Raw genomic sequence first — 26,314 nt, forward strand, 5'->3', positions numbered from 1 at the left:
GTCAGGAGACCTCGATCGCCAGTTCCGGGCAGCTGTCGGCGGCCAGCTGCGCGTCCTCCTCACGGCCCGGGGGGACGTTCTCGTCCTTGACGTATGCGTTGCCGTCCTCCTCGCGGGCGAAGAAGAGGTCCGGCGCACTCAGCCGGCACAGCCCGTGCCCCTGGCACGCCTGGTCGATCACCCTGACCTGCACGACGTCTCCTGTTCCACACCCCGGCGTGCTGCTCGCGGCGTCGACTCGAAGGGCGTCTGGCATTGACACCCGAGGAATCAAATATAACCATCATCACAGTCCCGCGGAACCCTTGGAAGGTGGAGCAATGCCCGAGAACGGACGCTGCCCGGTCGTGCACTTCGACCACAACTCCCAGGAGCACTCCGCCGACCCGGTCGCCTCGTACCGGGCGCTGCGCGAGCAGAGCCCCATCGCCTACACCGAGGCGTGGGGCGGCTACTACGTCCTCGCCGGCTACAAGCCCCTCTTCGAGGCCGCGCGCGACGACGACCGGTTCTCGTCGGCGCGCCTGGACCAGTACGGCGGTGAGGGCCTGTCGGTGGTCATCCCGAAGACCAAGCACCCGTTCCATATCCCGATCGAGATCGACCCGCCCGAGTTCCGCAAGTGGCGCAAGATCATCAATCTGATCACCGCGCCGGCGGCCGTCGAGCGCATGGAGCCGATCGTCAAGCACTACGTGACGTGGTTCATCGACCAGATCATCGAGGACGGTCAGGCCGACATGGCCGACGTCATCGGCGTGCCGGCGATCGTGACCGTCGACTGGCTGGGCCTGGACGTGGCCGAGTGGAAGCGCTACGCGTCGGCGTTCCACGCGACGCTCGTCGCGAAGCGCGGCAGCCCGGAGTACAAGCAGGCCGTCGAGGTGGACTTCCCCTACCTGGAGGAGCGGACCCGCGAGGTCATCGCCGCGCGCCGGGAGCACCCGACGGGCGACATCATCAGCTACCTCGTCCAGTCGGAGGTCGACGGCCGGCCCGTGACCGACGACGAGGTGTTCAGCATGGTCGACCTGCTGCTCTCCGGCGGGGTCGGCACGACGGCGTCCCTGACCAGCAACACCGTGGTCTGGCTCTACCAGAACCCCGAGGTGCGCCAGCGTCTCCGGGACGACCTCTCGCTGCTGGACAAGGCCATCGAGGAGTTCCTGCGGTTCTTCTCCCCCACGCAGGCGCTGGCCCGGACGGTCGCCCAGGACACCGAGCTGCAGGGCTGCCCGATGAAGAGGGGCGACCGCGTGCTGCTGGCCTGGTCGTCGGCCAACCGCGACCCCGAGCAGTTCGAGAACCCCGACGAGGTCGACATCGAGCGGTGGCCGAACCGGCACGTCGCCTTCGGCCTGGGCGTGCACCGCTGCGCCGGCTCGCACCTGGGGCGGGCGATGGCCAAGGAGATGCTCACCCAGATCCTGACGCGGATGGGCGACTACGTCGTCGACGAGTCGGCCCTGAAGCCATACCCGCAGCAGGGCACGAACAACGGCTGGATGAGCATCCCCGCCACGTTCACCCCCGGTCCGCGGGTGCTGCAAGGTTCGGCGGACCCCGAAGCCATCCCGTCGTACTGACGATGGAGCGCTTCGACGTCGTCGTCCTGGGGACCGGGGCGGCGGGGCTGTGCGCCGCGCTGGCGGCGGCCGATGCCGGTGCGACGGTCGGCCTGTTCGAGAAGGGCGAGCGGGTCGGTGGCACGACGGCCCTGGCCAGCGCCGTCGCCTGGATCCCGGACAACAAGTACGCCGCGGCGGTCGGCGTGCAGGACTCACGCGAGGAGGCGCTGGCCTACCTGGCCTCGCTCTCGCACGGGATGATCCTGACCGAGCTCGCCGAGGCGCTCGTCGACACCGGCCCCGAGCTGTGCGACTGGCTGGAGACCTCCACGCCGCTGCAGCTGCGGCTGGTGCCGGGCTTCCCCGACTACCACCCCGAGCACCCGGGCGGGAAACCACGCGGTGGGCGGTCGCTCGAGCCGGAGCTCTTCGCCTTCTCGCGGCTCGAGGGGTGGGGCGACCGGATGATCGGCACGCCGCGGCGCATGCGGGTGACCGAGACACCGATCGGCGGTGGCACCGGCGTCCTGGACGCCGAGACGGCCGAGCAGCGCGAGCGCGAGGGCCTGGAGGGCCTGGGCCGCGCGATGGTGGGCGCACTGCTGCGGGGATGCCTCGACCACGGCGTCGTCCCCCGCACCGAGCACCGCGCGGTCGACCTCGTGATGGACGGCGACGGGGTGGCCGGCGTCCGGTTCGAGACCCCCGACGGTCCGCTGGAGGTCGCCACCCGTTCCGTCGTCCTGGCCACCGGGGGCTTCGAGTTCGACCAGGACCTGGTCCGCGACTTCCTCCGGGGACCCATCCGCCACCCGGCCGGGGTCCCGACCAACACCGGCGACGGTCTGCTGATGGCCATGCGCATCGGCGCCCGCCTCGGCAACATGCGCGAGGCCTGGTGGGTCCCCGTCGCCGCGCTGCCCCGGACCGATGCCGACGACCACCAGCCGGTCCTGCTCGTCCTGCGCGAGCGGACCCTGCCGCGCTCGCTCATGGTGAACCGCTTCGGCGCCCGCTTCACCAACGAGGCGGCCAACTACAACGCCCTGGGCGGCGCCTTCCACCAGTTCGACGCGGCCTCGTTCAGCTACCTCAACCAGCCCTGCTGGCTGATCATGGACCAGGGCTTCGTCGACCGGTACGGCGGCTTCGGTACGGCCGCGGGCGGGCCCCTGCCGGACTGGGTGCTGCGCGCCGACGACCTGCCGTCGCTGGCCGAGCGCATCGGCGTCCCCGCCGACGCGCTCGAGGACACGGTCACCCGGTTCAACGGCTTCGCCGAGAAGGGCCACGACGACGACTTCGGCCGTGGCGACAGCGCCTACGACGGATGGTGCGGCGACCGCTCGGCCTACCCGGGCACCGCGGCCACGCTGGGACCGGTGGACACCGCACCCTTCTACGCCGTCGAGCTGATCTCCTCGACGCTGGGCACGAAGGGCGGCCCGCGCACCGACGTGGACGGCGCCGTCCTGCACGTCGACGGGGCGGTCGTCCCCGGCCTGTTCGCCGCCGGCAACGCCATGGCCGGGCCGACCGGGATGGTCTACGGCGGCGCGGGCGGCACGCTCGGCCCGGCACTGGTCTTCGGCTACCGGGCCGGGCGGGCGGCGGCCGCCCGCCGATCCGCCTGAGGTGCCGAAACCGCCATTCCGGCACCTGGATCCAGGTGCCGGAATGGCGGTTTCGGCTGGGTGCGGGCTAGACGTCGGTGATCTTGACGGCCGCGTGGGCCTTGTAGCGGCGGTTGATCGCGATGAGGTTCGCGGTGAATGCCTCGACCTGGTGGGCGTTGCGCAGCCGTCCGGCGTAGATCCCGCGGCAGCCGGCGATGCGGGCCGCGAGCTCCTGGACCAGGTCGGTGGCGGTCCGGTCGTCGCCGAGGACCAGCACGTCTGCGCCCACCGACGCGACGTCGTCGTCCAGCAGCGTCACCGCCGAGAGGTGGTGGAACGCGGCGACGACGGTCGCGTCCGGCAGGAGGCTCTGCGCCTGCTGCGCGGCGCTGCCCTCCTCGACCGGCAGGGCGTGGGACCCCCGCTCGTCGAATCCCAGCGGGTTGACGCAGTCCACGACCACCTTGCCCGCCAGGTCCTTGGCGAGGGACTCCACGAGCTCCCGGTGACCCTCCCAGGGCACGGAGACGACCACGACGTCCGACGTGCGGACGCACTCGGCGTTGTCGGCCCCGCGGACGCCGGCACCCAGCTCGGCCGCCACCGCGACCGCACGATCGGCGGACCGGGAGCCGATGACGACCTCCAGGCCGCTCTCGGCGAACCGCTTGGCCAGTCCGCGGCCCTGGGGCCCCGTGCCGCCGACGATCCCGATGACCGACCCGTCCAGGCCGGCGGGTACGGCTTCGCTCTGCGCGCTCATGGAACTCCCTCGGGTACTTGCTTGTGGTCCGTCTCTAGACTAATCATATTCATGAATAGCGTGAGGGGTAGAGGATGAGCCGCAGCATCGTGGTGGTCGGAGCGGGACTGGCCGGCCTGCGGGCCGTCGAGCAGTTGCGCGGGGCGGGGTGGACCGACCCCGTCACGGTCCTCGGGACCGAGAACCATCTGCCGTACAACCGCCCGCCGCTGACGAAGGCGGCACTCCAGGGCGGCGTCGATCCCACGGCACTCGCGTTCCGGCGCCGGCCGACGACCGAGGACGTCGAGTGGCGCCTCGGCACCACCGTGGCGGGCGTGGACCTCGACGGGCACACGGTGTCCCTCCAGGACGGCAGCACGCTGGCCTACGACGGCCTGGTCGCCGCCTCCGGCGTCTCGTCCCGGCGGCTCGACCTCGCCGCACCCCTGCACTGGCGGCACGCGATCCGCACCGTCGAGGACGCGCACGCCCTGCACCAGCAGCTCCGGCCGGACGCCCGCGTCGTCATCATCGGCGCGGGCTTCATCGGCTGCGAGGTGGCGGCGACCGCGGTCGGCATCGGCTGCTCGGTCACCGTCGTCGAGCCCTTCGCCGTACCGCTCGAGCGCCAGGTCGGCCCGGTCGTCGGCGAGGAGATCCGCCGCCGGCACGAGGAGCGCGGCGTCCGCTTCCACCTGGGGCGGGTCGTGGTCGCGGTCGAGGGTTCGGACGCCGGCCCCTCAGCGGTGGTCCTGGACGACGGCACGCGCATCGCCGCGGATGTCGTCGTCGAGGCCGTCGGGTCGGTCGCCAACACGGGCTGGCTGGAGGGGCAGGGCCTGGACCTGAGCAACGGCGTCCTGTGCGACCTGGACCTGCACCCCCTGCGGTCCGGCGTCCCGGTGCCCGACCTGGTGGCGGTCGGGGACGTCGTGCGCTTCCCCGTCCCCATGTCGGGGGCCCTGCACCGGATCGAGCACTGGACGATGCCCACGGACATGGCCGGTCACGCCGCCCGGAGCCTGCTCGCCGGCATGGAGGGGGCCACCCTCGAGGGGCCGCCGTTCTTCCCCGTGCCGACGTTCTGGAGCGAGCAGTACGGCGTACGCATCCAGTCCTTCGGGCTGCCGGCGCTCGGCCTGGACGACGTCCGGGTCATGGAGGGCGACCTCCGGTCGGAGGGTGTCGTGGGCTACCACCGGGACGGCGTCCTGGTCGGCCTGGTGCTGTTCGGGATGGGGAAGCAGATGGTCCCCTACCGCCAGCGGCTCGTCGAGGAGACCCGCGCCGCCGTCGCGCACCTCCTCGAGGAGGCCGCGCCCTGATGCGGCGCAGCGACCGGTGACCGAGATCCCCATCCCGGTCACCCAGGAGCCGGATGCTCCGGAAGCGGGTTCGTCCCGTCTGCCAGCGTGGGTCTTCGTCGCGATGGTGACGCTGATCGGTCTCAACCTGCGGGCCGCGCTGGGCTCGGTGCCACCGCTGCTCCCGCACATCACCGACGACCTGCACCTGTCGGGGACCTCGCAGGGGCTCCTGACGTCGGTGGTCATCGCCTTCATGGGCCTCTCGGCGCCGTTCGGCCAGAAGCTCGGGGTGCGCTTCGGGGCCGAACGCGCGACGGCCGCGACCCTGCTGGTGCTCGCCGCGGGCTGCACCCTGCGGCTGGCCGCCACCAGCGAGGCGGTCTTCCTGCTGTCGTCGGCGATCACGGGCATCGGGATGGGCGCGTCCTCCGCGCTGGTGCCGAGCCTGATCGGGCAGCACGTGCCGAGGATCCGCGGCTTCACGATGGGGCTGTACTCGACCGGGCTGGCGCTGGGTGTCGCCGTCGCCGCCTGGGTCGCGCTGCCGTCGGAGCAGTGGCTGTCCGGCTGGCGTCCGGCCCTGGGCCTGTGGGGCGGGATCACCGCACTGACGGTCGCGCTGTGGCTGGTCCTGCTCCCCCGCCTGCGCGGTCGGCCCGGCACCCGGCGTGCCACCACCGCGGTCGTGAACAACCGGCTGCCCTGGCGCTCGCCGACGGCCTGGTGGGTCACCTGGTTCATGACCGCGAACATGATCATCGGTTTCAGCGGACTCGCCTGGATCACGCCGTTCTACGTCGAGCACGGCGTGCCCGACCAGCGGGCCGCCCTGTACTTCGTGGTGTTCCAGGTGGTGCAGCTCGTCGCCATGCTCACCCTGCCCGCGGTCACCGACTTCACGCGGGACCGGCGGCTGATGCTCGCGGCGTGCGTGGCGTCCAGCGGGCTGGGGATCGTCTTCCTCCTGGTGGCGCCGCTGACGCTGGCGATCCCGGCCGTGTGCCTGTTCGGCCTCGGCGTCGGCGGCGCCTCCACGCTCGCGCTGGTGCTGCTCGTCGACACGACCGACACGCAGGCGGACGCGGCACGGCTGAGCGGGATGGTGATGCTGGTGGCGTTCCTCGCCGGCGCCTCCGGCCCGGCCCTGCTCGGCCTGCTGCACGACCTCACCGGCGACTTCGTGGCCGGCTACGCCACGGTTCTGGTTCTGACGGTGCTGACGCTCGTCAGCATCCCGGTGCTGCGACCGGGACGGACCATCGACGACGAACGGCTGCCGGCCGGCCAGGTGGCCGTCGAGCCGGCCGGCTGATCCGCCCGGTCCTCAGCCGTCGTCCTCGAGCACGTCTCGATCGGTCATCGGACGGACTGCATCACCCGCGACGACAGCTGGTCGCGGGCGGCGGGGGCCACCGAGAGAGCCAGGCGTCCCAGCTGGTCGTCGCTCTTGGTCGCAGCAGGGTGCGGAACGACGAGGCTGTGGTAGCCCGGAGCACCTAGATTGACGGCGAACCGGGCGACGTGGGACACGAACACGTCGGTGATGAGCACGGTGGCCGGCACCCCGGCTCGCTCGAACAGCAGCGCATCGTGCAGCGAACAGGCGCTGCACGCACCGCAGTCGCCGAGTCCGGTGACGACGAGGTCCACCCGCTTCGCGATCTCCGAAGCCTCCTCGTCGGCCAGCGGCGAGGCCGCCGACGGCTTGCTGACCATCTCGACGGATCCGAGAGGCAGCAGGCGCCCCAGCTCCTCGGCGAGCATGCCGAGGAGGTCGCCGGCCCTCGGCTTGCCGTTGTCGACCAGGAGGAGTCGGGCTCCCTCCACCACTCCGGTGCGGGGCGCCAGCTCCACCGGCGCCGCCGGCGCGCTGAGCACCACGGGCCGGTGCACCCGGATCGTGCGGGAAAGGGTCGTCGTCATGGCATTCCTCGGGGGTCTCGGTGGGTCTACCGGCGGGCAGCGGAGAGGGCAGCGAGATCGATCTCGCAGGAGTCGGGGCCGCAGTCGGGCATCGACTCCCCGGCCAGGCGCACCCGCCGGGTGATGGCCCGCGTGTGCTTGACGGGGGCGAAGGCGGGCAGATAGGCCGACCACCCGGCCCCGGGTCCACCGGCGGTGACCAGGAAGACGTCGTCGGCGGACGCCAGGCTCGGCAGACGGCCGTCGCTGCCGGGGGTCATGTCGTGGGCGCTGGCGACCTCCAGGTGCACCCCGTTCTCCACCAGCTCCTCGGGACGGATCCGGCTCTCGCGGGTGAGGAACTCGCACGCCTCGTCCTGCGTCCAGCCCGCCTGGCGCACGGCCAGGGCGTGCTCGGGACCCATGACGACGACGGCCTGACCGCCCTTCCCGACGGAGAAGGTCGCCGGGACCTTGATCGCCGAGACGAACGTCCGCAGGACGTCCTCGGGGTCCTCGGACAGGATGTTGGCGATCTGCCGAGGGCCCTCGGTGGCCATGACGGTGACCGTGGTGTCCTCCGGCGCGAAGCCGAGCCGGACGCGCAGCGGGAGCCAGGGGCTCGGCGGGTCCTCCTCGGCGAAGCACAGCGTGTACTTGCCGGGGTTGCCCATGGAACTGGCGTCCATGTCGCCGGTGGCGGCACCGAAGACGTTGCGCGCGACGAGTCGCACGGCGCGGCCGATCGTCGCGTTCGCCCGGTTGCCGGAGCCCAGGGCGTTGTGCGATGCGTTCATGCCCACCGCAGCGGCAAGTGGGCCGCTGACGACCACACAGGTCGCCGCGCCACCGGTGCTGGTGAAGGCGGCATGGGCGTTGAACGCGGGATCGAGCGCCGCGCCGAGGGCGGCCACCACGATCGGGAAGAACTCGGGGCGGCAGCCGGCCATGACCGCGTTGACCGCTCCCTGCTCGACGGTGAGCCATCGGTTGCGGCGTGGGATGCCGCCGATGACGTCGTCCCGATCGAGGTCGACCGTCGCGATCATCGCGTCGACGGCCTCGGGCGTCGGCGGGACGACCGGCAGGCCATCGGTCCAGCCCCGCTCGAAGAACTCCTCGGCCACCCGATCGGCGTCGAACTCGACTATGTCCGTCATGGGTGTCCTCCGCGCTGTCCCGGGTGTGACAGGGAGCACGCTAACGCGCTAAGCGGACTGGGTCAATCCGCTTTGGTAAGGTCCTCCCATGAGCGATGCCGGAGCCGCTCGACCGACGCGAGGTCCACGTTCCGATGCCGCGCGCAACCGGGCCCGTGTGTCCGCGGCCGCGGACCAGGTCCTGGCCGAGCAAGGCCTCGGCGCCACGGTGGGCGACATCGCCGCGCGGGCGCGGGTCGGCAACGCCACGGTCTTCCGCCACTTCCCGACCAAGGCCGACCTGCTGTCCGAGGTGGCGATGCGCTGGCTGGAGGACTGGCGCGCCGACCTGGAACAGCGGCTGGCGTCCGATGCTGCGGGCACCGCGCTCCGCGACCTCATCGCCGAACTCTTCGAGCGACTCCGCGAGAACCGACTTGCCCTCGACCTGTTCCGCGCGCACGAGTTCGACCGGCTCCGCCAGAGCCGTCCGCCGCTCGATCCCTTCCAGGTCGAGAACCTCGACCACCGCGTGAACGAGTCCCGGCGAGCGGTCGAGGCTCTGCTCACCGAGGCGCTGCACCGCGCGATCCGGGACGGGCTCGTGGCCGCCGACGTCACGTACGCCGATTTCACCGTGCTCGTCCTCGGGACCGCCGGTCGCCTGTCGGACATGGCGGACGCCGAGCCCTCGCGATGGCGTCGCCACGCCGACTTCGTCTGGGCCGCCATCGCGGCCCGCAGGTCGGATCTGCCCTGACGCCAGCGCTGTTCGTCGGCACCCCGCCGCCAGAGCGCTCCGATGCCCTCGCGCAGTTCATCTCACCGGGCGAGGTAACCGCCGTCGACCGGAAGAGCGACCCCCGTGATGAAGGACGCCTCCGGGGAGGCCAGGAAGTGAACCGCTGCGGCAATCTCCTCCGGCTGCGCGGCACGTCCCAGCGGTACCGATCGCACCAGCATCGCGCGCCTCTCCTCCGGTGTCGCCTCGTCATCGCGGGAGACGAACTGCGGGAGCATCGCTGTGTCCGTCGGTCCCGGGCAGACGGCATTGACGCGGATGCCCGCGGGCGCGAGGGACAGTGCCAGTGACTTCATCAACGTGACGATGCCGCCCTTCGTCGCGGAGTACAGCGGGCTGAGGGGCGACCCGACGATCCCCGCCACGGATGCGGTGAAGACGACCGCGGCATCCGGGGCCCCGCGCCGCAGCAATGGCTCCGCGAAGGACGTCGCGTAGAAGGCACCTCGCAGGTTGATCTCGACGGTGGCGGCCCACTCGGCCTCGCTCATGTTCGTCCCGCTCGGACCGGGGACGCCGGCGTTGTTGTACAAGACGTTGATGACGCCGAACTGCTCCGCGATCCGATCGAAGAGCTCGCGGAGCGCAGCGGTGTCGCGGACGTCGACCGCCGCGCCGGAGGCAGTTCCTCCGGCGTCCCTGATCTCCTTCTCCACCGCAGTCGCCCGCTCACCGTCGATGTCGGTGATGACCACGTGCGAACCGGACCGGCCGAAGCGGAGGGCAGCGGCACGTCCCATGCCGTCGCCGCCCGCCGTGATGACGACTACCCGCTGACCGTCCGGCATCTGGTCGACGCCCCCTTCGTTCAACGCGCTTCTCGCTCCGGGCCGGAGCGACGCCTCACGGCAGCGACCACTGCACGTGCTGGGGCTCGAGGAACTCACGGATCCCCCACTCGCCGTGCTCTCGTCCCATGCCGCTGGCCTTGAATCCTCCGAAGACGCCGTCGGGACGCAGGGCACCTCCGCCGTTGATCGTGACCAGGCCGGCCTGGATCCGGCCGGCCAGCCGCACCGCCTGCTCGACGTCGTCGGCGTAGATGTTGGCGGCGAGGCCGTAGTCGGTGTCGTTGGCGATGCGGACCGCCTCGTCGACGTCGTCGTAGGCGATGACCACGGCGACCGGGCCGAAGATCTCCTCTCGCACCACCGCCGACTGCGGCGAGGCCCCCACGAGGAGTGTCGGGGCCACCCAGTACCCACCCTCGTCGCCGGAGGGGAGGTGGCCTCGGGCGACGACCTCGGCACCCTCCTCCTCAGCTGCGGCGATGATCTCTGTGATCCGATCGCGATGTGCCGCACTGATGACGGGGCCGACGACCGTCTCGGGCTTCCACGGATCCCCGACCGGGACCGCGTCGAACACCTGCTGCGAGCGTTCGATGAACTCGTCGTACTGGCTCCGGTGGACGAGCAGTCGGGTGGGAGACGCGCATCCCTGCCCCGCGTTCCGGAGGTATCGCAGGTGCACCGCCGCGGTGACCGCCTCCAGATCGGTTCCGGGCAGGAGGATGTTCGGGGACTTCCCGCCCAGTTCGAGCGTGATCCCCTTCATCCCCTCGGCGGCCTGCTTCATCACCTCGGCGCCGACCCGCAGGGAGCCAGTGAAGCTGATCTTCCGGACCGCGGGTTCACGCGTCAGCGCAATGGCGCACTCGGCTCCCCCGACCACCACGTTGAGCACCCCGTCGGGCAGCCCGGCCTCCCTCGCGGCCTCGCCGATGAGCAGGGTGGAGAGGGGCGCGAGAGGCGACGGCATGAGGACGACGGTGCACCCCGCCGCCAACGCCGCCCCCATCTTCGACACCGCCAGCAGGAGTGGGTAGTTGTAGGCCGTCAGCGCCGCCACCACGCCCGTCGGGCGATGCGCGATGATGCTCTCGCTGCGCGGCGTCGCCACGCTGACGCCGATGCTCTCGGTCCAGTCACGGCCAGCCTGCTCCGCGTACCACCGCATGTGCTCGAGCGGGGTGTCCACCTGCAGGGACCGGGTGAGGGAGACCGGCGTGCCCGCTTCGGCGACGATCAGCGCGACGAAGCGGTCGCGCCGGGCGGTCAGCGCATCGACAAATCGTTCCATCGCCGAGCAACGCGCCTGCGGTGACAGCTGCGACCAGGAGCCGAAGGCGCGCTCCGCGGCCTCGACGGCCTCAGCGACCTGCGCCGTGTTCACCTGGACGACGGTCGCAAGCTCTTCACCGGTGCTGGGGCACTCGACGGACAGGGGGAGGCCTCGGCCGCCCACGGCCTGCCCATCGATGGTGTGCTCCAGGCACAGCGGGCCGGTGGGGGACGTCATCGAGCTCCTCGGTTCCGTTGCGCGGCAGAGCAGTCGCCCCTAGGGTGACGAGACCCATGATAACTATGCACATAGTTCTCGTCCAGGAGTACCGATGAGCCGCACAGGGCTGCCCGAGCTCCGCGTGGGTCTGGTGCTGGACTGGGTGCACGGGCCAGATGTCGACCCGCGGCAGCAGTTCGACGAACACGTCGCACTGCTGGAGACCGGCCGCGCCTTCGGCCTCGACCTGATGACGTCCGGGCAGCACTTCCTGCCCGACGGCCTGCGCTTCTACCAGCCGATTCCCTACCTGGCGAGCCTCGCGTCCGCCTTCCCCGACATGCGGCTCGGCACCGCGATCCTCCTCCTGCCGCTGCTGCATCCCGTGGAGGTGGCCGAACAGGTGGCGACGCTGGATGCGATATCCGGCGGCAGAGTCGTCTGCGGTCTGGGTCTCGGATACACCGACCGCGAGTTCGAGATCTTCGGGATCGATCGCCGGGAGAGAACCGCACGGTTCGAGGAGTCGGTGGCGATCCTCCGCGCTCTGTGGGCGGGCGGTGAGGTGGAACACCACGGCCGGTTCTTCGACGTCCCGGCATCGCAGTCGATCGTCTCCCCCGTCCAGCGGCCCGGGCCGCCCATCTGGATCGCCGGCGGCACCTCGCCGTCCGCCGACCGCGCGGCCCGGATCGGTGACGCCTTCTACCCGCCACCTTTCGTCGACCACGCCCAGCTGCGGGTGCTGCAGACCGAGTACCGGAGGAAGCGTGACCAGCTCGGCCGCGGCGCACCGAGCAGTGTCCCGATCAGACGGGACATGTACATCGCAGAAACGCCGTCGGCCGCCGCCGCCCGCATCGAACCGTTCGTGAGCGGCCGCAGTCGCACGTACCTCACGTGGGGCATGGGGAAAGAAGGCGCCTCCGTGGCCGGGATGGCGGCGGAGAACGAGGAGACCCTGAGTAGGCGCCTCCTTCTCGGCTCCCCCGAGGAGATCGCGGCCGGACTCAACGCGCTGCGCCGCGACGTCGGCATGACCGACTTCGTGCTCCGCGTGCAGTGGCCCGGCATGCCGGTCGAGGAGAGCATCCGGCAGATGGAGCTCTTCGGCGCCGAGGTGCTTCCACTGGTCGACTGACCGGCGTTCCGGACCGCGTCAGCGGTAGTACTGCTCCAGGAACGCGTTCCCGCTGTCGGAGTAGAGGACCTCGGGCCAGTCGCTGGGCCGGTGGTCGCCGTAGGCCCGGACGCTGTTGCGGTCGCCGAGTCCCTCGGGCAGCTCGCTGAACGGCAGGTAGTACATGTAGCCCATCAGCCGGTCGGCGAACTTCCACCGGCCGTCCTCCTTGCGGTAGGTGTCCTTGTAGCGCAGCGCGACCTGCATCGCGACGCCGTTGCGCGACACCTCGGCGTGCGACGCCAGCAACCCGGTGGCGCGGTTGCGATCGGCGTCGTCGAGGCGGACGACGTGCCCGTGGGAGAAGTGGTTCGTCGGCCCCAGGGCGGCGAACCGGCCCAGGTAGGTCGACACGATCTCCTCCAGGCCGTTGGCGGCGAAGACGCCGTCCTCGGAGCGGAGCGTCGCGTCCTCGCAGAAGATCTCGCGGATCCCCTTCTCGTCGCGCTCGTCCATGATGAACCCGTAGAGGACGCCGAGCTCCTGGATCGCCGCCCTGTCCTCGAGCCGGCCGATCCGGTCCTCCAGCGATGCCGACATCTACGTCCCCTTCCTCGTCCTGGATCTCTGCGGAGTGCGTGCGGTCCTCATCGGAGGCGGTAGCGGTTCCGGACGCGCAGCGCGGTCATGACGACCAGCGTGCTCACCACGGTCAGCGTGACGCCGAGGGCGGCGATCGTCGGGTAGCTCCCGTGGCTCCACTGGTCGAGCATGACGAAGCCGACGACCGGCGTCCGCGTGCTCGCCAGCATCGCCGACGCCGTGATGTCGCCGGCCATGAGCACGAAGATCAGCGCCCACCCCGACACCAGGCCGGGCACCATCAGCGGCAGCAGGACGCGCCGGAGCGTCCGGGTGTCCGATGCCCCGGACACCGACGACGCCTCGACCAGCGGCCGGCCGATCTGCTGCAGCGCCGCCGCCGAGTAGAACGTCGCCTGCGGCAGGTACATGACGATGTAGGCCGCGATCAGGATCAGGGCCGTGCCCGTCCAGCCGAACGGCGGCCCGCCGAAGGCGGCGATCAGCGCGAGCGCAAAGACGATGTGCGGGATGGCCGCCGGCGCCTTCACGATGCCGTCGACGATCCGCGGCGCACCGCCGCGGGAGTACTCGGTCAGCCGGGTGATGAGGACGGCGAAGAGGATCACCACGGTGGCGCACCCGGTGGCGAGCAGGAAGCTGTTGCGCATGCCCTCGCGGAGCACCGGGCGGCTGAACATCTCCGCGTAGGCGGAGAAGTCCAGCGAGGCCCAGTCGATCGTGGCGCTCCAGAAGTTCTGCAGGCTCACGAGGACCAGGCCGAGGAACGGCAGCACGGCGGCGGCGGCCAGGTACCCCACCATGAGGACGCGGGCCGGCCACTTGGCCTTCCCGAGCTCGGTGGTGCTCGCGCGGCTGCCCTTGCCCCCGATGGTCGCGAACGCCTGCGCCCGGTGCGCTCCGACGAAGCGGCGCTGCAGGAATCCGGCCAGCAGCACGATCGCCAGAAGGATCGCACTGCGCGACAGTGCCGACAGCTCGTCGACGGGGTAGCTCTGGGTCACGTCCTGGACGATCAGGACCGGCAGCACCTCGATGCCGGCGCGCGTCCCGATGATCACCGGGATCGAGAAGAGCGCCATGCCCATGACGACGACCAGCATGATCGAACTGCCCAGCGCCGGCTTCAGGCTGGGGAGGGTGATCCGGAAGAACGTCCGGGCCGGACCGGCGCCGGCGGTCCGGGACGCCTCCTCCAGCGACGGGTCGAGCGACTGCAGCCCGTTGGCGATGGCGAGGTAGGCGAAGGGCACCAGGAAGACGGCATAGGTCCAGATGAGGCCGTACCAGGAGTAGATGTTCAGCGGTCCCTCGTCCAGCGAGATCCCGAGCGGCGACAGGAGCCCGCGCAGCGCCATGTTCAGCAGGCCGACGTCGGGGTCGAGCAGGAAGACCCAGCCGATCGCGGCGGCCAGGGACGGCACGAACATCGAGATCAGCGGCAGCACCTCGGCGAGCCAGCCGATCCGCGCATTCGTGCGTTCGTTGAGCCAGGCGAAGGCCGCGCCGATGAGGACCGCGATCGCACCGCCGCTGAGCACCAGGATCGCGGTGTTGAGCAGCGCCCGCAGCGTCTCCGGGTGGGTGATGACGCCCCACGGCGAGTCGGCGGTCTGGCCGGGGACGGCGTCGAGCCCGATGAGGCCGAGCAGGGCCTGCACCAGCGGATAGGCGATGAAGAACGCCAACAGGGCCGCCAGCAACCAGGTGACGACGGTGAGCGGGGACAGCCGCCGCAGGCCGCGGCGTACCGGCGGCGGGGACGGCAGCGGCGCCTGGGGGCGCTCGAGCAGCGCCTCACTCATCGTCGACCACGACCACGCAGTCCTCGGGCGAGACCCCGACCCACACGAGGTCACCCTCTTCGAGGTTGCGGGCGCCGTTGCCGTGGTCGTGCCACACGCGCACGAGGGTCCCGCCGACGTCGACGATGAACTCGGTGTACATGCCGAGGTAGGCCGCGCTGACCACGCGCCCCTGCCAGGCGTTGTGCCCCGACGTCGGCCCGTCGGCCCGGATCCACCACGAGTGGGCGCGGCTGGTGACCGCGACCCGCTCGGCCTCCTCGGCCCCGGCGGCGGTCACGGTGATCGTTCCGAGCGCCGTGTCGAACGCGCTCAGCCGGTCGGGCCGCTCGGCGGTCCGCGTGGCGGGGAGGACATTCGAGATGCCCACGAAGTTGGCGACGTACCGGGTAAGCGGAGCCCGGTAGATCTCCTCGGGGGTGCCCAGCTGCACGACGCGGCCGTCGCGCATGACCGCGATCCGGTCGGCCAGTTCCAGGGCCTCCGTCTGGTCGTGGGTGACGTAGACGGCGGTGAAGCCGAGCCGCCGCTGCATGCTGCGAAGCTCGAGCCGGAGCGCCTCGCGGACCTTGGCGTCGATGTTCGACAGGGGCTCGTCGAACAGCACGACGTCGTTGCCGGCCGCGATGGCGCGGGCGAGGGCGACCCGCTGCTGCTGGCCGCCGCTGAGCTGGTTCGGCTTGCGCTCGGCCATCGCGTCCAGACGCATGAGCTGCAGCAGTTCCGTCACCCGCTCGCGGGCCTCCGCCTTCGACATCCGCGCGCTGCGCGGGCCGGTCGAGAGCGGGTAGCCGACGTTCTCCTCCACCGTCATGTGCGGCCAGAGCGCGTAGCTCTGGAACACCATGCCGACGCGGCGGTCGGCCGTCATCTCCGCCCGTGACCCGGCACCGAAGACGGTGCGGCCGGAGAGCCGGATCTCGCCGGAGTCGGGCACCTCGAGGCCGGCCAGGCACCGCAGGAGCGTCGTCTTGCCGCACCCGCTCGGGCCGAGCAGGACGAGGAACTCCCCGGCGGGGACGGCCAGGCTCACGTTGTCGACGGCGGCGACGCGGTTGCCGTGGTCGTCCACGAACTCCTTGCGCAGGCTGTCGACCTCGATGCCCAGCGCGTCCGCGGGGCGGGACCCGCGCCGCTGGTCCGCTGCCGCACCGGTCACCGCACCGGCCTCCTTCGTCCCCGACCGCGCCGTCATCCCAGGCCCAGCGCGGAGAGGATCTCGGCCTTCTTGGCGACGGCCCCGGGGACGTCCGGCGACTCGTAGCCCTCGGGCAGGGGCACGGTGCCCTCGAGGTCACCGAGCACCGAGGACCCGATGTTCTCGTTGATGATCTGCTGGGCCTCCTCGGTGAGGAGGTAGTCCATGAACAGGCGGGCGGCGTTGGGGTGCGGTGCGCTGGTCGAGATGCCGGCGTACTGCTCCACACCCGTGGTCGGCGTCGGGAACACCGTCTCCACACTGGCACCCTGCGCCTTCAGGGGGTTGCTGACCGACAGCAGGCTCGGGTAGACGACCGTCCCGGCGCCGGCCGCCAGCTGCTGGGCACCCGGGACGGCGCTGTCGACCAGCGTCGGGTCCTGCGCGGCCAGCGAGGGGAGGAAGTCCTCGCCGTAGGTGTCGCTCATCATCTGCATGTGCGCCAGCCAGTTCGGCACGTTGGCCGGGTTCACGAGGTAGAGCTGGCCCTTCACCGAGGGGTCGAGCAGCTGCTCCCACGTCTCGAAGTCCTCGGGGTCGGCCTTGTTCGTGTCGATCGTGACGCCGATCGGCTGGATGTTCACCAGCGCGTAGGCGTCCTCGCGCAGGGCGTCCTCCGGCCAGTCGGCGAGCGCCGGGACGTCTTCCTCGTCGAGGGTCTCCATCCACTCCTTCGACACCGCGTCGCCGAAGAAGACGGGATCGGCGACGGTTACCACGTCCGCGGGCGAGTTCCCCGCATCCATCTCGCTGGCGTACCGGGTCGTCATGAGTCCGGACGTGAGCACGATCATCTCCACCGTGATGTCGTACTTCGCCTCGAAGCCCTCCACCGCGGAGGTCGAGATGGCCTCGGGGATGGACGTGTACCAGGTGAGCGATCCCTCCGACTCTGCGGCGTCGGCGATGGCCTCGGGGTCCGCCGCGACGGACTCCGAGCTCTCCTCCGGCGACTCGCTGAGGCAACCGGTGAGGACGAGCGCGAGGGCGGTCATCGAGGCCCCGTACTTCAGGCCCCGGCGGGACGACTTGCCAGACATGGTCCTTCTCTCAGCTCGGGCGCCGCGCGGAGCACGGCAGGGTCACCTGTCCTGGGCCGACGTGACCGGCCTCACGGCGAAGCTAACAAACTCTTCTAATCATGTATAGAGTTTGGACATGACGGCACGTCGTGGGGATGCGGCCCGCAGGTCCGATCCGACGGGCGACGAGCACGTCCGCGTGGCGCTGCGGGCACAGGACCTGGTGGGCGAGGGCCCGTTCTGGGACGCCGCACGGCGGGAGCTGCTGCGTGTCGACATCCGGGCCGAACGGGTGGTCCGCTGGTCCGCCGAGCAGGACGCCGAGACGGCCCTCGACGCAGAGGGTCCGGTCAGCATCGCCGTCCCCGACGGCTCCGGCGGACTCGTCGTGGCCGGTGGCAGCACGGTGTGGCGCTGGCGCCCCGACGGCACCCGGGTGGAGATCTGCCAGGTGGACGCCGGGACGCCCGCCACGACCCTGAACGACGGGAAGTGCGACGCCCGCGGCCGGCTGTGGATCGGGACCTGGGACCGCGAGGGCGGTGCCCGGGCCACGTTGCACGTCGTGGACCTCGACGGCTCCGTGCGCCTCGCCGAATCAGGCCTGTCCTCGTCCAACGGGCTGGCGTGGGACGCCGACAACACGACCTTCTACCTGGTCGACACGCCCCGCCGGGTGATCTGGCGGTACGACTACGACCTCGAGGGTGGCCGGCTGGGCGACCGCGAGGTGTTCGTCCGGATCGACGACGGGGCCGGCCTGCCGGACGGGCTGGCCACCGATCAGGCAGGCGGGGTCTGGGTGGCCCTCTTCGCCGGCGGGGCGGTGCACCGCTACGACGCCGGCGGGGCGCTGACCGACGTGGTCCCGATGCCGGTCACCCACCCCACCAGCCTCGCGTTCGGGGGGGCGCACCTCACCACGCTCTACGTGACCACCTCGAGCGCGCACCTCGGACCCGGCGGGCCGGCCTCGCAGCCCCTGGCCGGCAGCGTGCTCGCCTTCCCGGCCGAGGCGCCCGGTGTGCCGGTCCAGGTCTACCGCGGAGCGGCCTGAGGCGGCTCCTCCTCGCCCTGCGGGCCCCGGGTGAGCTGACGGATCTCGGTGACGACGTCACTGGCGACGGCGCCGAGGGAGTTCAGCGCGCCGGAGACCAGCCGGCGCACACCCGTCATGTCCAGTCCGAGCCCCGCGCCGATGCCGGCCGCGACGTCCATGCCCCGCAACTCGCCCAGGGACGGCTGGCGCTCCGCGAGGTCCGGAGACCAGCGCATCGCGTCCCCGGACATCGACCAGTCGCCGGTCGCACCGTCGATCGCCTCCGCGACGGGGTTCACGGGGTCTGCCATCACGCCTCCTCCGGAGGTGGCGGAAATCGGGGTCGGCTGCGGTCGGGGTCCCACGGTCGGACGTCGGGGTCCGGCGAGTGCACCGGGACGGCCGTCTGCCCCTCGCTCGCGCGGGTGTCGATCTCGCCCATGCCGGCCCCCATCAACGTGTTCAGGGTCGCCACGGCACCCCCGCCGGTCAAGGGGCTAGAGGCGGGTCAGTGCCAGGAGCGCGATGTCGTCGGCGCGGTGGGTCCCGGTCATGTCGGCGAGCAGGCGGTCGCACAGCTCGTCCGGGTCCGACGTGCCCGCTCCGGCCGCCGCGGCCAGGAGGTGGGCCAGGCCCTCGTCGATGTCGGCCGACCGGCTCTCGACCAGCCCGTCGGTGTAGAGCACCAGCGTCGCGCCGACCGGCACCACACCCGCCCATTCCAGTGCTGGCGCCGGGGCCGGGGGGGCGCCGAGCATCCGGCTCGGTGTCACCGGCAGGAACTCGGCGTGGCCATCGGTGAGCAGCAGCGGCGGCAGGTGCCCGGCCGACGCCACCCGCAGCTGCCCGGTCGCCGGATCGAGCGTGGCGAACAGAGCGGTGGCCATGCGTTGCAGCCCGAGCAGCGACCACGAGGCCTGCAGGCGGTCGATCATCGAGCTGGGCGACGGGCGGTCGGCCAGCAGCGCCCGGTAGACGCTGTTCAGCTGTCCCATCGTGGCCGCCGCGGTGATGTCGTGGCCGACGACGTCGCCGACCGCCAGGGCGACGTGGGCGTTCGGCAACTCCACCACGTCGTAGAAGTCGCCGCCCACCTCGACGCCGTAGCTCGCCGCCAGGTACCGGACCGCGGTCGCGATCCCGGTGAGCGCCGGGGGCGCCGGCGGGAGCAGGTTGGCCTGGAGCGTGTGCGAGGTGCGGACGTCGGTCTCGTAGCGCTGCGCCTTCGCCACCACCAGCGACACCTGCAGACCCAGCTGCTCGGCCACCTCCACGTCCGCCGCGGTGAAGCCGCCTCGCTGCCGGTCCGCGCACAGGGTCAGCACCCCGAGCCGCCGTCCGTCGGCGACCAGCGGCACCGCGACGATGCTCACCAGGTCCAGCGCCAGGACCACCTCGGCCTGCCGTTCGTCGAGAGCGGTCTCCCGGATGAAGTCCTCCGGCACGGAGCGCATCCACCGGGTGCCGCCCTCCCGCACCGCCTGGATGCTCGGGTGCTGCTCCCGCCCGCCGCCGCCCAGGTGCCGCTCCCGCAGCTCGTCGGCCATCGGCTGCATCGCGGGATCCCGGTGCCGGACCGTGGCACGGGTGAGCCCCTGCTCCGTGGCCAGGTCGATGACGCAGAGGTCGGCCAGCTTCCGGACGGCGAGGTCGCCCAGCCGCTCCACCGTCTCGGGGACGTCCGCCGCACCCGCCAGCAGTCGGGCCGCCTCCAGCAGGAAGGCCGCCCGCTCCGCCTGCCGCGCCGTCTCCTCGTGCAGCCGCGCGCGCTCCAGCGCCTGCCCGGCCTGCCGGCCCAGTGTCCAGAGCAGGTCGACGTCGGCCGGCGTGGGCGAGCCGGCGTCGTCGGGCTCCTCGAGGCTGATCAGGTCGCCGGGGACGCCGAGTCCCAGGAGCAGCACGCCGAGCCGCCGGCTGTCGGCCGTCACCGGCACCGTGACCAGGCCCGCCAGCCCGTCGGCCTCCATCGCGGCGGCCACCCCCGGCTGCCTCGCCCTGAGCCGGTCATCGAGCGGCACGGAGCGCACCCCCTGCTCCAGTTCCAGCGTCAGCTGGCTCGCGGCGGCGAGCTGGAGTTCCGCCAGCAGGTCCGGAGCCAGCCCGTCGGCGTCCGCGACGCGGAGGGTCGGCATGGCGTCCGGACCGTCATGCGGGTCCTCCACGAGCACCAGCGCCGCGCCCCGGGCGCGGATCGCTTCGCGTCCGTGCTGCACGATCACCGCCGCGACGCCGCGCACCGAGGTCGCCGCAGCGAGGTCGGACACGACCCTCTGCACGATGCTGGACCGGGCCTCGGACTCCTCCGCCGCCCGCTGCGCCGCGAGCAGCTCGCGCTCGTACCGGCGCCGCGCCGTCGCCTCGAAGAGCGTCGCCCGCACGAGGAGCGGGGCGCCGGACTCGTCGCGCAGCTCGACGGCGTTGAGCAGGCACGGCAGCAGGGACCCGTCCACGCGGACGACGTCGAGGGCGATCTCCCGGACCGCTCCCTGCATGCGCAGCAGCGGCGACAGGTGCGTCTCGTGGAAGACCTGGCCGCCGATGCTGAGCAGGTCCTGGAACCGCGATCCGATCAGGTCGTCGGCCGCCCGGCCGGTCCAGGCGCAGAACGTCCGGTTGACCTTGACGATCCGGCCGTCGGGCAGCGTCGACAGGTAGCCCATCGGTGCGTTCTCGTAGAGGTCGGCCGGGTCCTCCTCGAGCAGCCGGCCGAGCTGCGCGCGGGGGTCGCTCCCGGGGTTGCCGACTGGGTCCATACCGCCGTCCCCTGTGCTCATCCCGTCAGGAAGGCGCGGATCGCTGCCGTGGTCTCCTCCGGAGCGCTCAGGTGGGGGACGTGGCCCGTCGCCTCCAGCTGGGTGAACACGCTGTCCGGCACGTGCTCGGCCACGAACCGGCCCACGACTTCCGGGGCGATCGCGTCCTCGCTGCACTGCAGGACGAGGGTGGGGACGGAGACCGTGGGCAGGTCGACGCGGTTGTCCGACAGGAACGTCACACGGGCGAACTGCGCGGCGATCCCTGGGTCGGTGCGGCAGAAGCTGTTGGTCAGCTCGTCGGCCAGCTCGGGGTGCTCGGGATTGCCCATGATCACCGGTGCCATCTGGGCGGACCAGCCGAGGTGGTTGGCGTCGAGGGCGTCGAGCAGCCCGGCGATGTCGGTGCGGCTGAAGCCCCCGACGTAGTCGCCGTCGTCGACGTAACGCGGATTGGGGCCGACCATGACCAGCGCCCCGAACAGCTCCGGTGCCCGCTGGCAGGCCAGCACGCCGATCATGGCGCTGACCGAGTGCCCGACCAGGACGACGTCGGTGAGCTCGAGCTCCCGGCAGACCTCGACGATGTCCTCGGCGTAGCCGCGCAGGGAGTTGTACTTCTCGGGGTCGTAGGCGCTGAGGTCGGACCTGCCGGACCCCACCAGGTCGAGGAGGACGACGCGGTGGTCGACCTCGAAATCGGGCGCGACGAACCGCCACATCGCCTGGTCGCAGCCGAAGCCGTGCACGAAGAGCATCGGCCGGCCTTCGGCGACCCCGCTGACGCGGACGGCGTTCCGCGCGACGACGTTTCCCACCCGACGACCCTATGGGACGGACGTGCAGCGCGGTGCCGCACCTCCGGGTCACAGCGAGAGGGTTCCGTGACAGGCCGGAAGGACGCGCCGCGAGCGTGCCGTGGACCCCTCCCCGACCCTCGGGGCCGCGGCCGGAATCCCCTGTCGCACGGGGCCCCCTGGCCCTACCCTCCCCCGCATCCGCTCCGGCAGGACCGCCGGCGCTGCGCTCCGTCGTTGAAGTGCTGACCGTCGAACGAGGTGTCCGCATGACCGCTGCCGCGGTCCGACCGACCACGTCGATCCCCGCTCCCCGCACCGCCGGGGACGACTCCGTGCCGCCGAGCGCTGGCCACCGCCGCCGGGATCCCGCCGCCTGCCGCGCCGTGGCCTACCAGCGCGTGCTGCACCAGCTGGTGCGCCGCGAACTGCGGCTGCTCGCCGACCTCGCGACCTGGGCGCCGGCGGACGAGGCCGAGCGGACCGTCACGCTGACCCGGCACTCCGAGCTGATCAGCCGGGTCCTGCTGCACCACCACTCCGTCGAGCGGGAGGCCGTCTGGCCGGCGCTGCTGCGCGCAGTCCCGGCCGACGAGGCCGCCGGGGCCCGGCAGCTGCTCGACGCGTGGACGGCGAGCTGCGCGCGGATCGACCACATGCTGCGGGACGTCGCGACCGCCGCCCGCCAGTGGCAGGTCGTCGGCTCGTGCCACGCCCGCGACGCCTTCGCGATGGCCTGCCGTGCGGTGGCCGACGCGGTCGACGAGCAGACCGCCGAGGAGGAGCGCACGCTCCTGCCGATGCTCGCGGAGCACTTCCGCGCGGAGGACTGGACGGCCATCGCGCACTCGTCGCACTGCCGGCTCACCGCGCGCGAGCAGCTGCTGGTGCTGGGGTTGGCGCTGGAGGACTCCTCCGCCGGGGACCGTGCCCGGCTGCTCGAGGGGCTGCCCCGCTCGGCCCGGATGGCCTGGCGGGTGAACGGCGGCCGGTACTACCGCTCGGCAGTCGTGAGGCTGCGCGGCGCGCCGCCGGCCGCCTGAGCCGGCCTCAGTAGCGGGACGTCCCGCAGTCCTTGCACCGCTTGCGGACGGCGGCGGTCTCGCCCTGGCAGTTGTCGCAGACCCATGTGGTCCGCTCCTTGGTGCTCGTGCTCATGTCGCTCTCCCCTCGTCCCGGGCTCACCGAGAACGGTAGGAGCCGCATGTATCCGCGAGGTGTCCCCGGAGTTGCGCTTGCCCGTCGACGAATGAGCGATGACTTCCCGGCGTCCGGGTGGTTCCATCCCCTGTGACGACATTCGTGCTCATCCCCGGCGCCGGCGGGCAGGCCTGGTACTGGCACCGCCTGGTGGCGGAGCTGGAGCGCCGCGGCCACACGGCGGTGGCGGTCGACCTCCCCTCGCACGACGAGTCCGCCGGCCTGGCCGCCTACACCGACACCGTGGTGGCGGCGGTCGACGGCCGGGCGCCGGTGGTCGTGGTGGCGCAGTCGATGGGCGGCCTCATCGCGCCGCTGCTCTGCGCCCGCGTCCCCGTCGAGCGCCTGGTGCTGGTCAACCCGATGATCCCGCGGGCAGGTGAGACCGGCGGCGAGTGGTGGACGGTCACCGGACACGCCCGCGCGATCGCCGAACACGCCGAGCGCGACGGCCTGAGCGGGGACCCCGGGGACCAGGAGACGTACTTCTTCCACGACGTCCCCGCCGAGGTGGTGGCCGCCGCGTTCGAGCAGCCGTTCGCGCAGTCGGGGCGCCCCTTCGAGGACCCGTGGCCGCTGGAGCGCTGGCCCGACGTCCCGACCTCCGTGGTCAGCGGCCGCGACGACCGGTTCTTCCCGGCCGGCTTCGTGCGGCGGCTGGCCGCCGAGCGCCTGGGCCGCACCGTCGACGAGATCCCGGGCGGGCACCTCGTGGCCCTGAGCCGACCCGTCGAGCTGGCCGACTACCTGACGTCGAGGTAGGCCACACCGCCGTCGAGGTCGATCCGGCCGTACGGCGGGGCACCGTCGTCGACGTCGTCGCGGGTCATCTCCCGCACCCGCCGCTGCTCCAGGTCGACCGCCTTGCCGGGGAACAGCGCGGCGGAGAAGACGTCCATCCCCCCGGCCGACAGCGCGTGCCGCTCCCGCCGGTGCAGGGGACTCCGGCGACCGTGTCGCGACCAGGCATGCTCGGCGACGGCCAGGACGACGAGGAGAATGGCCAGACCCGGCAGGACCATCGCGAACAGGACGCCTGCGGCCATGCCCCACGGTAGCGGTGCACCGAGCAACGGAGAGAGATCAGTTTGTCTTCAGCACGACCCGCTCCGCGCGACGACGACGACGAGCTGGCGGCGGAGCAGGGGTACGTGACGGGACTGCACCGCCGCCTGGACGACGTCCGCGCGCGGGCCGCCGCCCGGCTCGCCGAGGCGCTCGGGACCAGGGCGCACAACCCGCAGTCGGTCGGCGAGCGGGAGGCCGCGGTCCAGCTCTACAGCGAGCGGCTGGTCGCTCTCGACGCCGCGGAGAGCGGCCTGTGCTTCGGCCGGCTGGACCGCCGGGACGCCGACGTGCCGCGGTACGTGGGCCGGATCGGGCTGCCCGCCGACGACGGCGTCGAGGAACCGCTGCTGATCGACTGGCGGGCACCGGCGGCGCAGCCGTTCTACACCGCCACCCCGCTGCACGACCTCGGCGTCCGCCGCCGCCGGCACATCCGCACCCGCGGCCGGACCGTCGTCTCGATCACCGACGAGACCCTCGACCTCGACGACCCGGACGTCACCGACCGGTCGGGGCTGGCCGGCGAGTCCGTCCTGCTCGCCGCCCTGAACGCGAACCGCACCGGGCGGATGACCGACATCGTCCGCACCATCCAGGCCGAGCAGGACCGCATCATCCGCGCCGACGCCCGGGGTGCCCTCGTCGTGCAGGGCGGGCCGGGCACCGGCAAGACCGCCGTGGCGCTGCACCGGGCGGCGTACCTGCTCTACACGCACCGGGAACGGCTGGCCCGCAGCGGCCTGCTCATCGTCGGCCCGTCGCCGGCCTTCCTGCGCTACATCGCCGACGTGCTGCCCTCGCTCGGCGAGACCGGCGTGGTGCTCTCGGACGTGGGCGGACTGCGGCCGGGGCTGCAGGCCGCCGGCGTCGAGCGCCCGGAGGTGGTCGAGGTCAAGGGGCGGATCGCGATGGCCGACGTGATCGCCGCCGCCGTCCGCCGCCGCCAGGCCGTCCTCGACGCACCGGTGGAGCTGGAGCTCGACGGCACCGTGCTGCGGTTCACGAAGGCCGACGCCGCCCGGATCCGCTCCCGCGCCCGCTCGGCCTCGCGGGTGCACAACGAGGCCCGCCCCGCGGCAGCCCGCGCGGTGATCGAACTCGTCGCCCGCAAGTACGCCGACAAGCTGGGCGAGAACGTGCTCGGCGGCGCGAACCTGCTCGAGCGGTCCGACGTCGCGGCCCTGCGCCGGGAGGTGGCCGCCGAGACCGTGGTGCACCGCCTCGTCGACCGGTTGTGGCCGCGGCTGACCGCCGAGCGGCTGGTCCGCGACCTCTTCGCCTCGGCCGAGGAACTGGCTGCGGTCACCCCGGGCTGGAGCGACGCCGACCGCGACCTGCTCCTGCGGGCGCCATCGGCACCGTGGACGCCGGCCGACGTTCCGCTGCTCGAGGAGGCCGACGAGCTGCTCGGGGAGGACGACTCCGCGCAGCGGTCGGCGGCCCGGCGGGAGCAGCAGCAGCGCCGCCGGCACGCGCAGGAGACCCTCGACCTGCTGCACGGCTCCCGGTCCACCGACAGCGAGACCGAGGAGGAGGCCGAGGAGCTGAGCGTCGGCGACCTGCTCGACGCCGAGGGTCTCGCCGAGCGGCAGGAGGTCAGCGACTTCCGGACGACGGCCGAGCGCGCGGCCGGCGATCGCACGTGGACCTACGGGCACGTGATCGTCGACGAGGCGCAGGAGCTGTCCGCCATGGCCTGGCGGCTGCTGGTGCGCCGCTGCCCGACCCGGTCGATGACGGTGGTGGGCGACGTCGCCCAGACCGGTTCACCGGCCGGTGCCACCAGCTGGTCGGCGATGCTCGATCCGCACCTCGGCCCGAGTTGGCGGCTGGAGGAGCTCACCGTCAACTACCGCACGCCGGCCGAGATCATGGACGTCGCCGCCGCGGTCCTGGCCGCGGGCGGCTCGTCGGCGTCCGCCGGCCGCTCGGTGCGCACGACCGGCATCCGGCCCTGGGCGCTGGGGGTGACCGACGAGACGCTGGCCGACGCCGTCGCCGACGCTGCCGCCGCCCTCGACGCCGAGGACGGCACGCTCGCCGTGCTGGTCCCCCGGTCGCGGCTCGACGCGGTGGCCGCCGCCGTCCGGGCACGGATCCCCGCCACGTCGGAGGACCTGACCTCCGGACCGGTCGTCCTGCCGCCGGAGGGCGCCAAGGGCCTGGAGTTCGACTCGGTGCTGGTGGTCGACCCGGCCGGGATCGTGGCCGGCGGCGTCCGCGGCCACAACGACCTCTACGTCGCCCTCACCCGGGCGACCCAGCGGCTCGGCGTGGTCCATCCGGGCGAACTCCTGCCGGAGCTCACCGGGCTCGAGGCCCGCGCATGACAGGAGGGCCCGGCAGC

The 26,314-nt window shown here is 72.3% G+C and carries 25 protein-coding genes; 10 read left to right on the forward strand and 15 right to left on the reverse strand.

The window, feature by feature from the left end:
• Position 1: 1 nt before the first annotated feature.
• A complete protein-coding gene (locus E4P40_RS00420) occupies positions 2-193 on the reverse strand; it encodes a ferredoxin (RefSeq protein WP_135156539.1) in 192 nt (63 codons plus the stop codon).
• A gap of 127 nt (positions 194-320) precedes the next feature.
• Here E4P40_RS00420 and E4P40_RS00425 point away from each other — a divergent pair, with 127 nt between their 5' ends.
• Complete coding sequence (locus E4P40_RS00425; RefSeq protein ID WP_135156537.1) at positions 321-1,586, forward strand: cytochrome P450; 1,266 nt, start codon at positions 321-323, stop codon at positions 1,584-1,586.
• A gap of 2 nt (positions 1,587-1,588) precedes the next feature.
• The gene (locus E4P40_RS00430; protein WP_135156535.1) at positions 1,589-3,202 is read left to right on the forward strand and encodes an FAD-dependent oxidoreductase; all 1,614 of its coding nucleotides are present in this window, start codon (positions 1,589-1,591) and stop codon (positions 3,200-3,202) included.
• Positions 3,203-3,269: 67 nt separating this feature from the next.
• Here the strand turns inward: E4P40_RS00430 and npdG are convergent, their stop codons facing one another.
• On the reverse strand, positions 3,270-3,947 hold the full coding sequence (npdG, locus tag E4P40_RS00435) for an NADPH-dependent F420 reductase (protein WP_135156533.1): 678 nt from the start codon (positions 3,945-3,947) through the stop codon (positions 3,270-3,272).
• Between the two features lie 74 nt (positions 3,948-4,021).
• Between npdG and E4P40_RS00440 the strand changes: the two genes are divergently transcribed.
• Together E4P40_RS00440 and E4P40_RS00445 are read left to right on the forward strand one after the other, a co-directional pair.
• The gene (locus E4P40_RS00440; RefSeq protein WP_135156531.1) at positions 4,022-5,254 is read left to right on the forward strand and encodes an FAD-dependent oxidoreductase; all 1,233 of its coding nucleotides are present in this window, start codon (positions 4,022-4,024) and stop codon (positions 5,252-5,254) included.
• A 16-nt stretch (positions 5,255-5,270) separates the two neighbouring features.
• The gene (locus E4P40_RS00445; RefSeq protein WP_135156529.1) at positions 5,271-6,548 is read left to right on the forward strand and encodes an MFS transporter; all 1,278 of its coding nucleotides are present in this window, start codon (positions 5,271-5,273) and stop codon (positions 6,546-6,548) included.
• Between the two features lie 44 nt (positions 6,549-6,592).
• On the opposite strand, the gene E4P40_RS00450 is transcribed toward E4P40_RS00445, so the two are convergent.
• Together E4P40_RS00450 and E4P40_RS00455 are read right to left on the reverse strand one after the other, a co-directional pair.
• A complete protein-coding gene (locus E4P40_RS00450) occupies positions 6,593-7,159 on the reverse strand; it encodes a hypothetical protein (RefSeq protein WP_135156527.1) in 567 nt (188 codons plus the stop codon).
• Positions 7,160-7,185: 26 nt separating this feature from the next.
• The gene (locus E4P40_RS00455; protein WP_135156525.1) at positions 7,186-8,298 is read right to left on the reverse strand and encodes a hypothetical protein; all 1,113 of its coding nucleotides are present in this window, start codon (positions 8,296-8,298) and stop codon (positions 7,186-7,188) included.
• A gap of 157 nt (positions 8,299-8,455) precedes the next feature.
• Here E4P40_RS00455 and E4P40_RS00460 point away from each other — a divergent pair, with 157 nt between their 5' ends.
• Positions 8,456-9,037 (forward strand): TetR/AcrR family transcriptional regulator, encoded by a 582-nt coding sequence (locus E4P40_RS00460; protein ID WP_167762056.1) that lies wholly within the window; start codon positions 8,456-8,458, stop codon positions 9,035-9,037.
• Positions 9,038-9,099: 62 nt separating this feature from the next.
• Here the strand turns inward: E4P40_RS00460 and E4P40_RS00465 are convergent, their stop codons facing one another.
• Together E4P40_RS00465 and E4P40_RS00470 are read right to left on the reverse strand one after the other, a co-directional pair.
• Complete coding sequence (locus E4P40_RS00465) at positions 9,100-9,891, reverse strand: SDR family NAD(P)-dependent oxidoreductase (protein ID WP_135156521.1); 792 nt, start codon at positions 9,889-9,891, stop codon at positions 9,100-9,102.
• A 31-nt stretch (positions 9,892-9,922) separates the two neighbouring features.
• Positions 9,923-11,380, reverse strand: coding sequence for an aldehyde dehydrogenase family protein (locus E4P40_RS00470; protein WP_135156519.1), 1,458 nt, complete (start codon positions 11,378-11,380; stop codon positions 9,923-9,925).
• Positions 11,381-11,474: 94 nt separating this feature from the next.
• On the opposite strand from E4P40_RS00470, the gene E4P40_RS00475 reads away from it, so the two are divergent.
• Positions 11,475-12,503 carry an LLM class flavin-dependent oxidoreductase gene (locus E4P40_RS00475; RefSeq protein ID WP_135156517.1) on the forward strand — a complete coding sequence of 343 codons (1,029 nt, stop codon included), beginning with the start codon at positions 11,475-11,477 and terminating at the stop codon, positions 12,501-12,503.
• 18 nt (positions 12,504-12,521) lie between these two features.
• Here E4P40_RS00475 and E4P40_RS00480 read toward each other — a convergent pair whose 3' ends face one another.
• The 4 genes from E4P40_RS00480 to E4P40_RS00495 are packed head-to-tail and all read right to left on the reverse strand — an operon-like array spanning position 12,522 to position 17,128.
• A complete protein-coding gene (locus E4P40_RS00480; protein ID WP_135156515.1) occupies positions 12,522-13,082 on the reverse strand; it encodes a nuclear transport factor 2 family protein in 561 nt (186 codons plus the stop codon).
• 47 nt (positions 13,083-13,129) lie between these two features.
• Entirely contained in the window at positions 13,130-14,890 is a 1,761-nt protein-coding gene (locus E4P40_RS00485; RefSeq protein ID WP_135156513.1) for an iron ABC transporter permease, read from the reverse strand.
• Positions 14,883-16,049 carry an ABC transporter ATP-binding protein gene (locus tag E4P40_RS00490; protein ID WP_209305138.1) on the reverse strand — a complete coding sequence of 389 codons (1,167 nt, stop codon included), beginning with the start codon at positions 16,047-16,049 and terminating at the stop codon, positions 14,883-14,885. The genes E4P40_RS00485 and E4P40_RS00490 overlap by 8 nt, the downstream gene beginning before the upstream one ends.
• 32 nt (positions 16,050-16,081) lie before the next feature.
• Positions 16,082-17,128, reverse strand: coding sequence for an extracellular solute-binding protein (locus E4P40_RS00495; protein WP_135156508.1), 1,047 nt, complete (start codon positions 17,126-17,128; stop codon positions 16,082-16,084).
• A gap of 118 nt (positions 17,129-17,246) precedes the next feature.
• Here E4P40_RS00495 and E4P40_RS00500 point away from each other — a divergent pair, with 118 nt between their 5' ends.
• Positions 17,247-18,167, forward strand: a complete 921-nt coding sequence (locus tag E4P40_RS00500) for an SMP-30/gluconolactonase/LRE family protein (RefSeq protein ID WP_135156506.1) — start codon at positions 17,247-17,249, stop codon at positions 18,165-18,167.
• Here the strand turns inward: E4P40_RS00500 and E4P40_RS00505 are convergent.
• Genes E4P40_RS00505 through E4P40_RS00515 form a run of 4 tightly spaced genes read right to left on the reverse strand, consistent with a single transcriptional unit; the run spans position 18,149 to position 21,720 of the window.
• Positions 18,149-18,460 (reverse strand): hypothetical protein, encoded by a 312-nt coding sequence (locus E4P40_RS00505; RefSeq protein WP_135156504.1) that lies wholly within the window; start codon positions 18,458-18,460, stop codon positions 18,149-18,151. The genes E4P40_RS00500 and E4P40_RS00505 overlap by 19 nt on opposite strands.
• A complete protein-coding gene (locus E4P40_RS27855; RefSeq protein WP_167762055.1) occupies positions 18,460-18,624 on the reverse strand; it encodes a hypothetical protein in 165 nt (54 codons plus the stop codon). Before E4P40_RS27855 ends, E4P40_RS00505 begins: the two co-directional genes overlap by 1 nt.
• Before the next feature lie 22 nt (positions 18,625-18,646).
• Entirely contained in the window at positions 18,647-20,923 is a 2,277-nt protein-coding gene (locus E4P40_RS29275; protein ID WP_280790564.1) for a SpoIIE family protein phosphatase, read from the reverse strand.
• Entirely contained in the window at positions 20,920-21,720 is an 801-nt protein-coding gene (locus E4P40_RS00515; RefSeq protein WP_245160070.1) for an alpha/beta hydrolase, read from the reverse strand. Before E4P40_RS00515 ends, E4P40_RS29275 begins: the two co-directional genes overlap by 4 nt.
• A gap of 248 nt (positions 21,721-21,968) precedes the next feature.
• On the opposite strand from E4P40_RS00515, the gene E4P40_RS00520 reads away from it, so the two are divergent.
• A complete protein-coding gene (locus E4P40_RS00520) occupies positions 21,969-22,742 on the forward strand; it encodes a hemerythrin domain-containing protein (RefSeq protein WP_135156502.1) in 774 nt (257 codons plus the stop codon).
• A gap of 247 nt (positions 22,743-22,989) precedes the next feature.
• Entirely contained in the window at positions 22,990-23,661 is a 672-nt protein-coding gene (locus E4P40_RS00525; protein WP_135156500.1) for an alpha/beta hydrolase, read from the forward strand.
• Here E4P40_RS00525 and E4P40_RS00530 read toward each other — a convergent pair.
• Complete coding sequence (locus E4P40_RS00530) at positions 23,643-23,945, reverse strand: DUF6191 domain-containing protein (RefSeq protein WP_135156498.1); 303 nt, start codon at positions 23,943-23,945, stop codon at positions 23,643-23,645. The two genes, E4P40_RS00525 and E4P40_RS00530, sit on opposite strands and share 19 nt — an antisense overlap.
• Before the next feature lie 42 nt (positions 23,946-23,987).
• Between E4P40_RS00530 and E4P40_RS00535 the strand changes: the two genes are divergently transcribed.
• Entirely contained in the window at positions 23,988-26,297 is a 2,310-nt protein-coding gene (locus E4P40_RS00535) for a helicase (protein WP_245160069.1), read from the forward strand.
• The last annotated feature ends 17 nt before the right edge of the window (positions 26,298-26,314 follow it).

It is taken from the genome of Blastococcus sp. CT_GayMR20, from assembly GCF_004570345.1.

Bases quoted from the DNA above. Each gene is read 5' to 3' on its own strand.
- E4P40_RS00425 (WP_135156537.1), top strand. From the start codon at position 321: ATGCCCGAGAACGGACGCTGCCCGGTCGTGCACTTCGACCACAACTCC.
- E4P40_RS00430 (WP_135156535.1), top strand. From the start codon at position 1,589: ATGGAGCGCTTCGACGTCGTCGTCCTGGGGACCGGGGCGGCGGGGCTG.
- npdG (WP_135156533.1), bottom strand. From the start codon at position 3,947: ATGAGCGCGCAGAGCGAAGCCGTACCCGCCGGCCTGGACGGGTCGGTC.
- E4P40_RS00440 (WP_135156531.1), top strand. From the start codon at position 4,022: ATGAGCCGCAGCATCGTGGTGGTCGGAGCGGGACTGGCCGGCCTGCGG.
- E4P40_RS00450 (WP_135156527.1), bottom strand. From the start codon at position 7,159: ATGACGACGACCCTTTCCCGCACGATCCGGGTGCACCGGCCCGTGGTG.
- E4P40_RS00455 (WP_135156525.1), bottom strand. From the start codon at position 8,298: ATGACGGACATAGTCGAGTTCGACGCCGATCGGGTGGCCGAGGAGTTC.
- E4P40_RS00470 (WP_135156519.1), bottom strand. From the start codon at position 11,380: ATGACGTCCCCCACCGGCCCGCTGTGCCTGGAGCACACCATCGATGGG.
- E4P40_RS00475 (WP_135156517.1), top strand. From the start codon at position 11,475: ATGAGCCGCACAGGGCTGCCCGAGCTCCGCGTGGGTCTGGTGCTGGAC.
- E4P40_RS00480 (WP_135156515.1), bottom strand. From the start codon at position 13,082: ATGTCGGCATCGCTGGAGGACCGGATCGGCCGGCTCGAGGACAGGGCG.
- E4P40_RS00485 (WP_135156513.1), bottom strand. From the start codon at position 14,890: ATGAGTGAGGCGCTGCTCGAGCGCCCCCAGGCGCCGCTGCCGTCCCCG.
- E4P40_RS00495 (WP_135156508.1), bottom strand. From the start codon at position 17,128: ATGTCTGGCAAGTCGTCCCGCCGGGGCCTGAAGTACGGGGCCTCGATG.
- E4P40_RS00500 (WP_135156506.1), top strand. From the start codon at position 17,247: ATGACGGCACGTCGTGGGGATGCGGCCCGCAGGTCCGATCCGACGGGC.
- E4P40_RS00505 (WP_135156504.1), bottom strand. From the start codon at position 18,460: ATGGCAGACCCCGTGAACCCCGTCGCGGAGGCGATCGACGGTGCGACC.
- E4P40_RS29275 (WP_280790564.1), bottom strand. From the start codon at position 20,923: ATGAGCACAGGGGACGGCGGTATGGACCCAGTCGGCAACCCCGGGAGC.
- E4P40_RS00520 (WP_135156502.1), top strand. From the start codon at position 21,969: ATGACCGCTGCCGCGGTCCGACCGACCACGTCGATCCCCGCTCCCCGC.
- E4P40_RS00530 (WP_135156498.1), bottom strand. From the start codon at position 23,945: ATGGCCGCAGGCGTCCTGTTCGCGATGGTCCTGCCGGGTCTGGCCATT.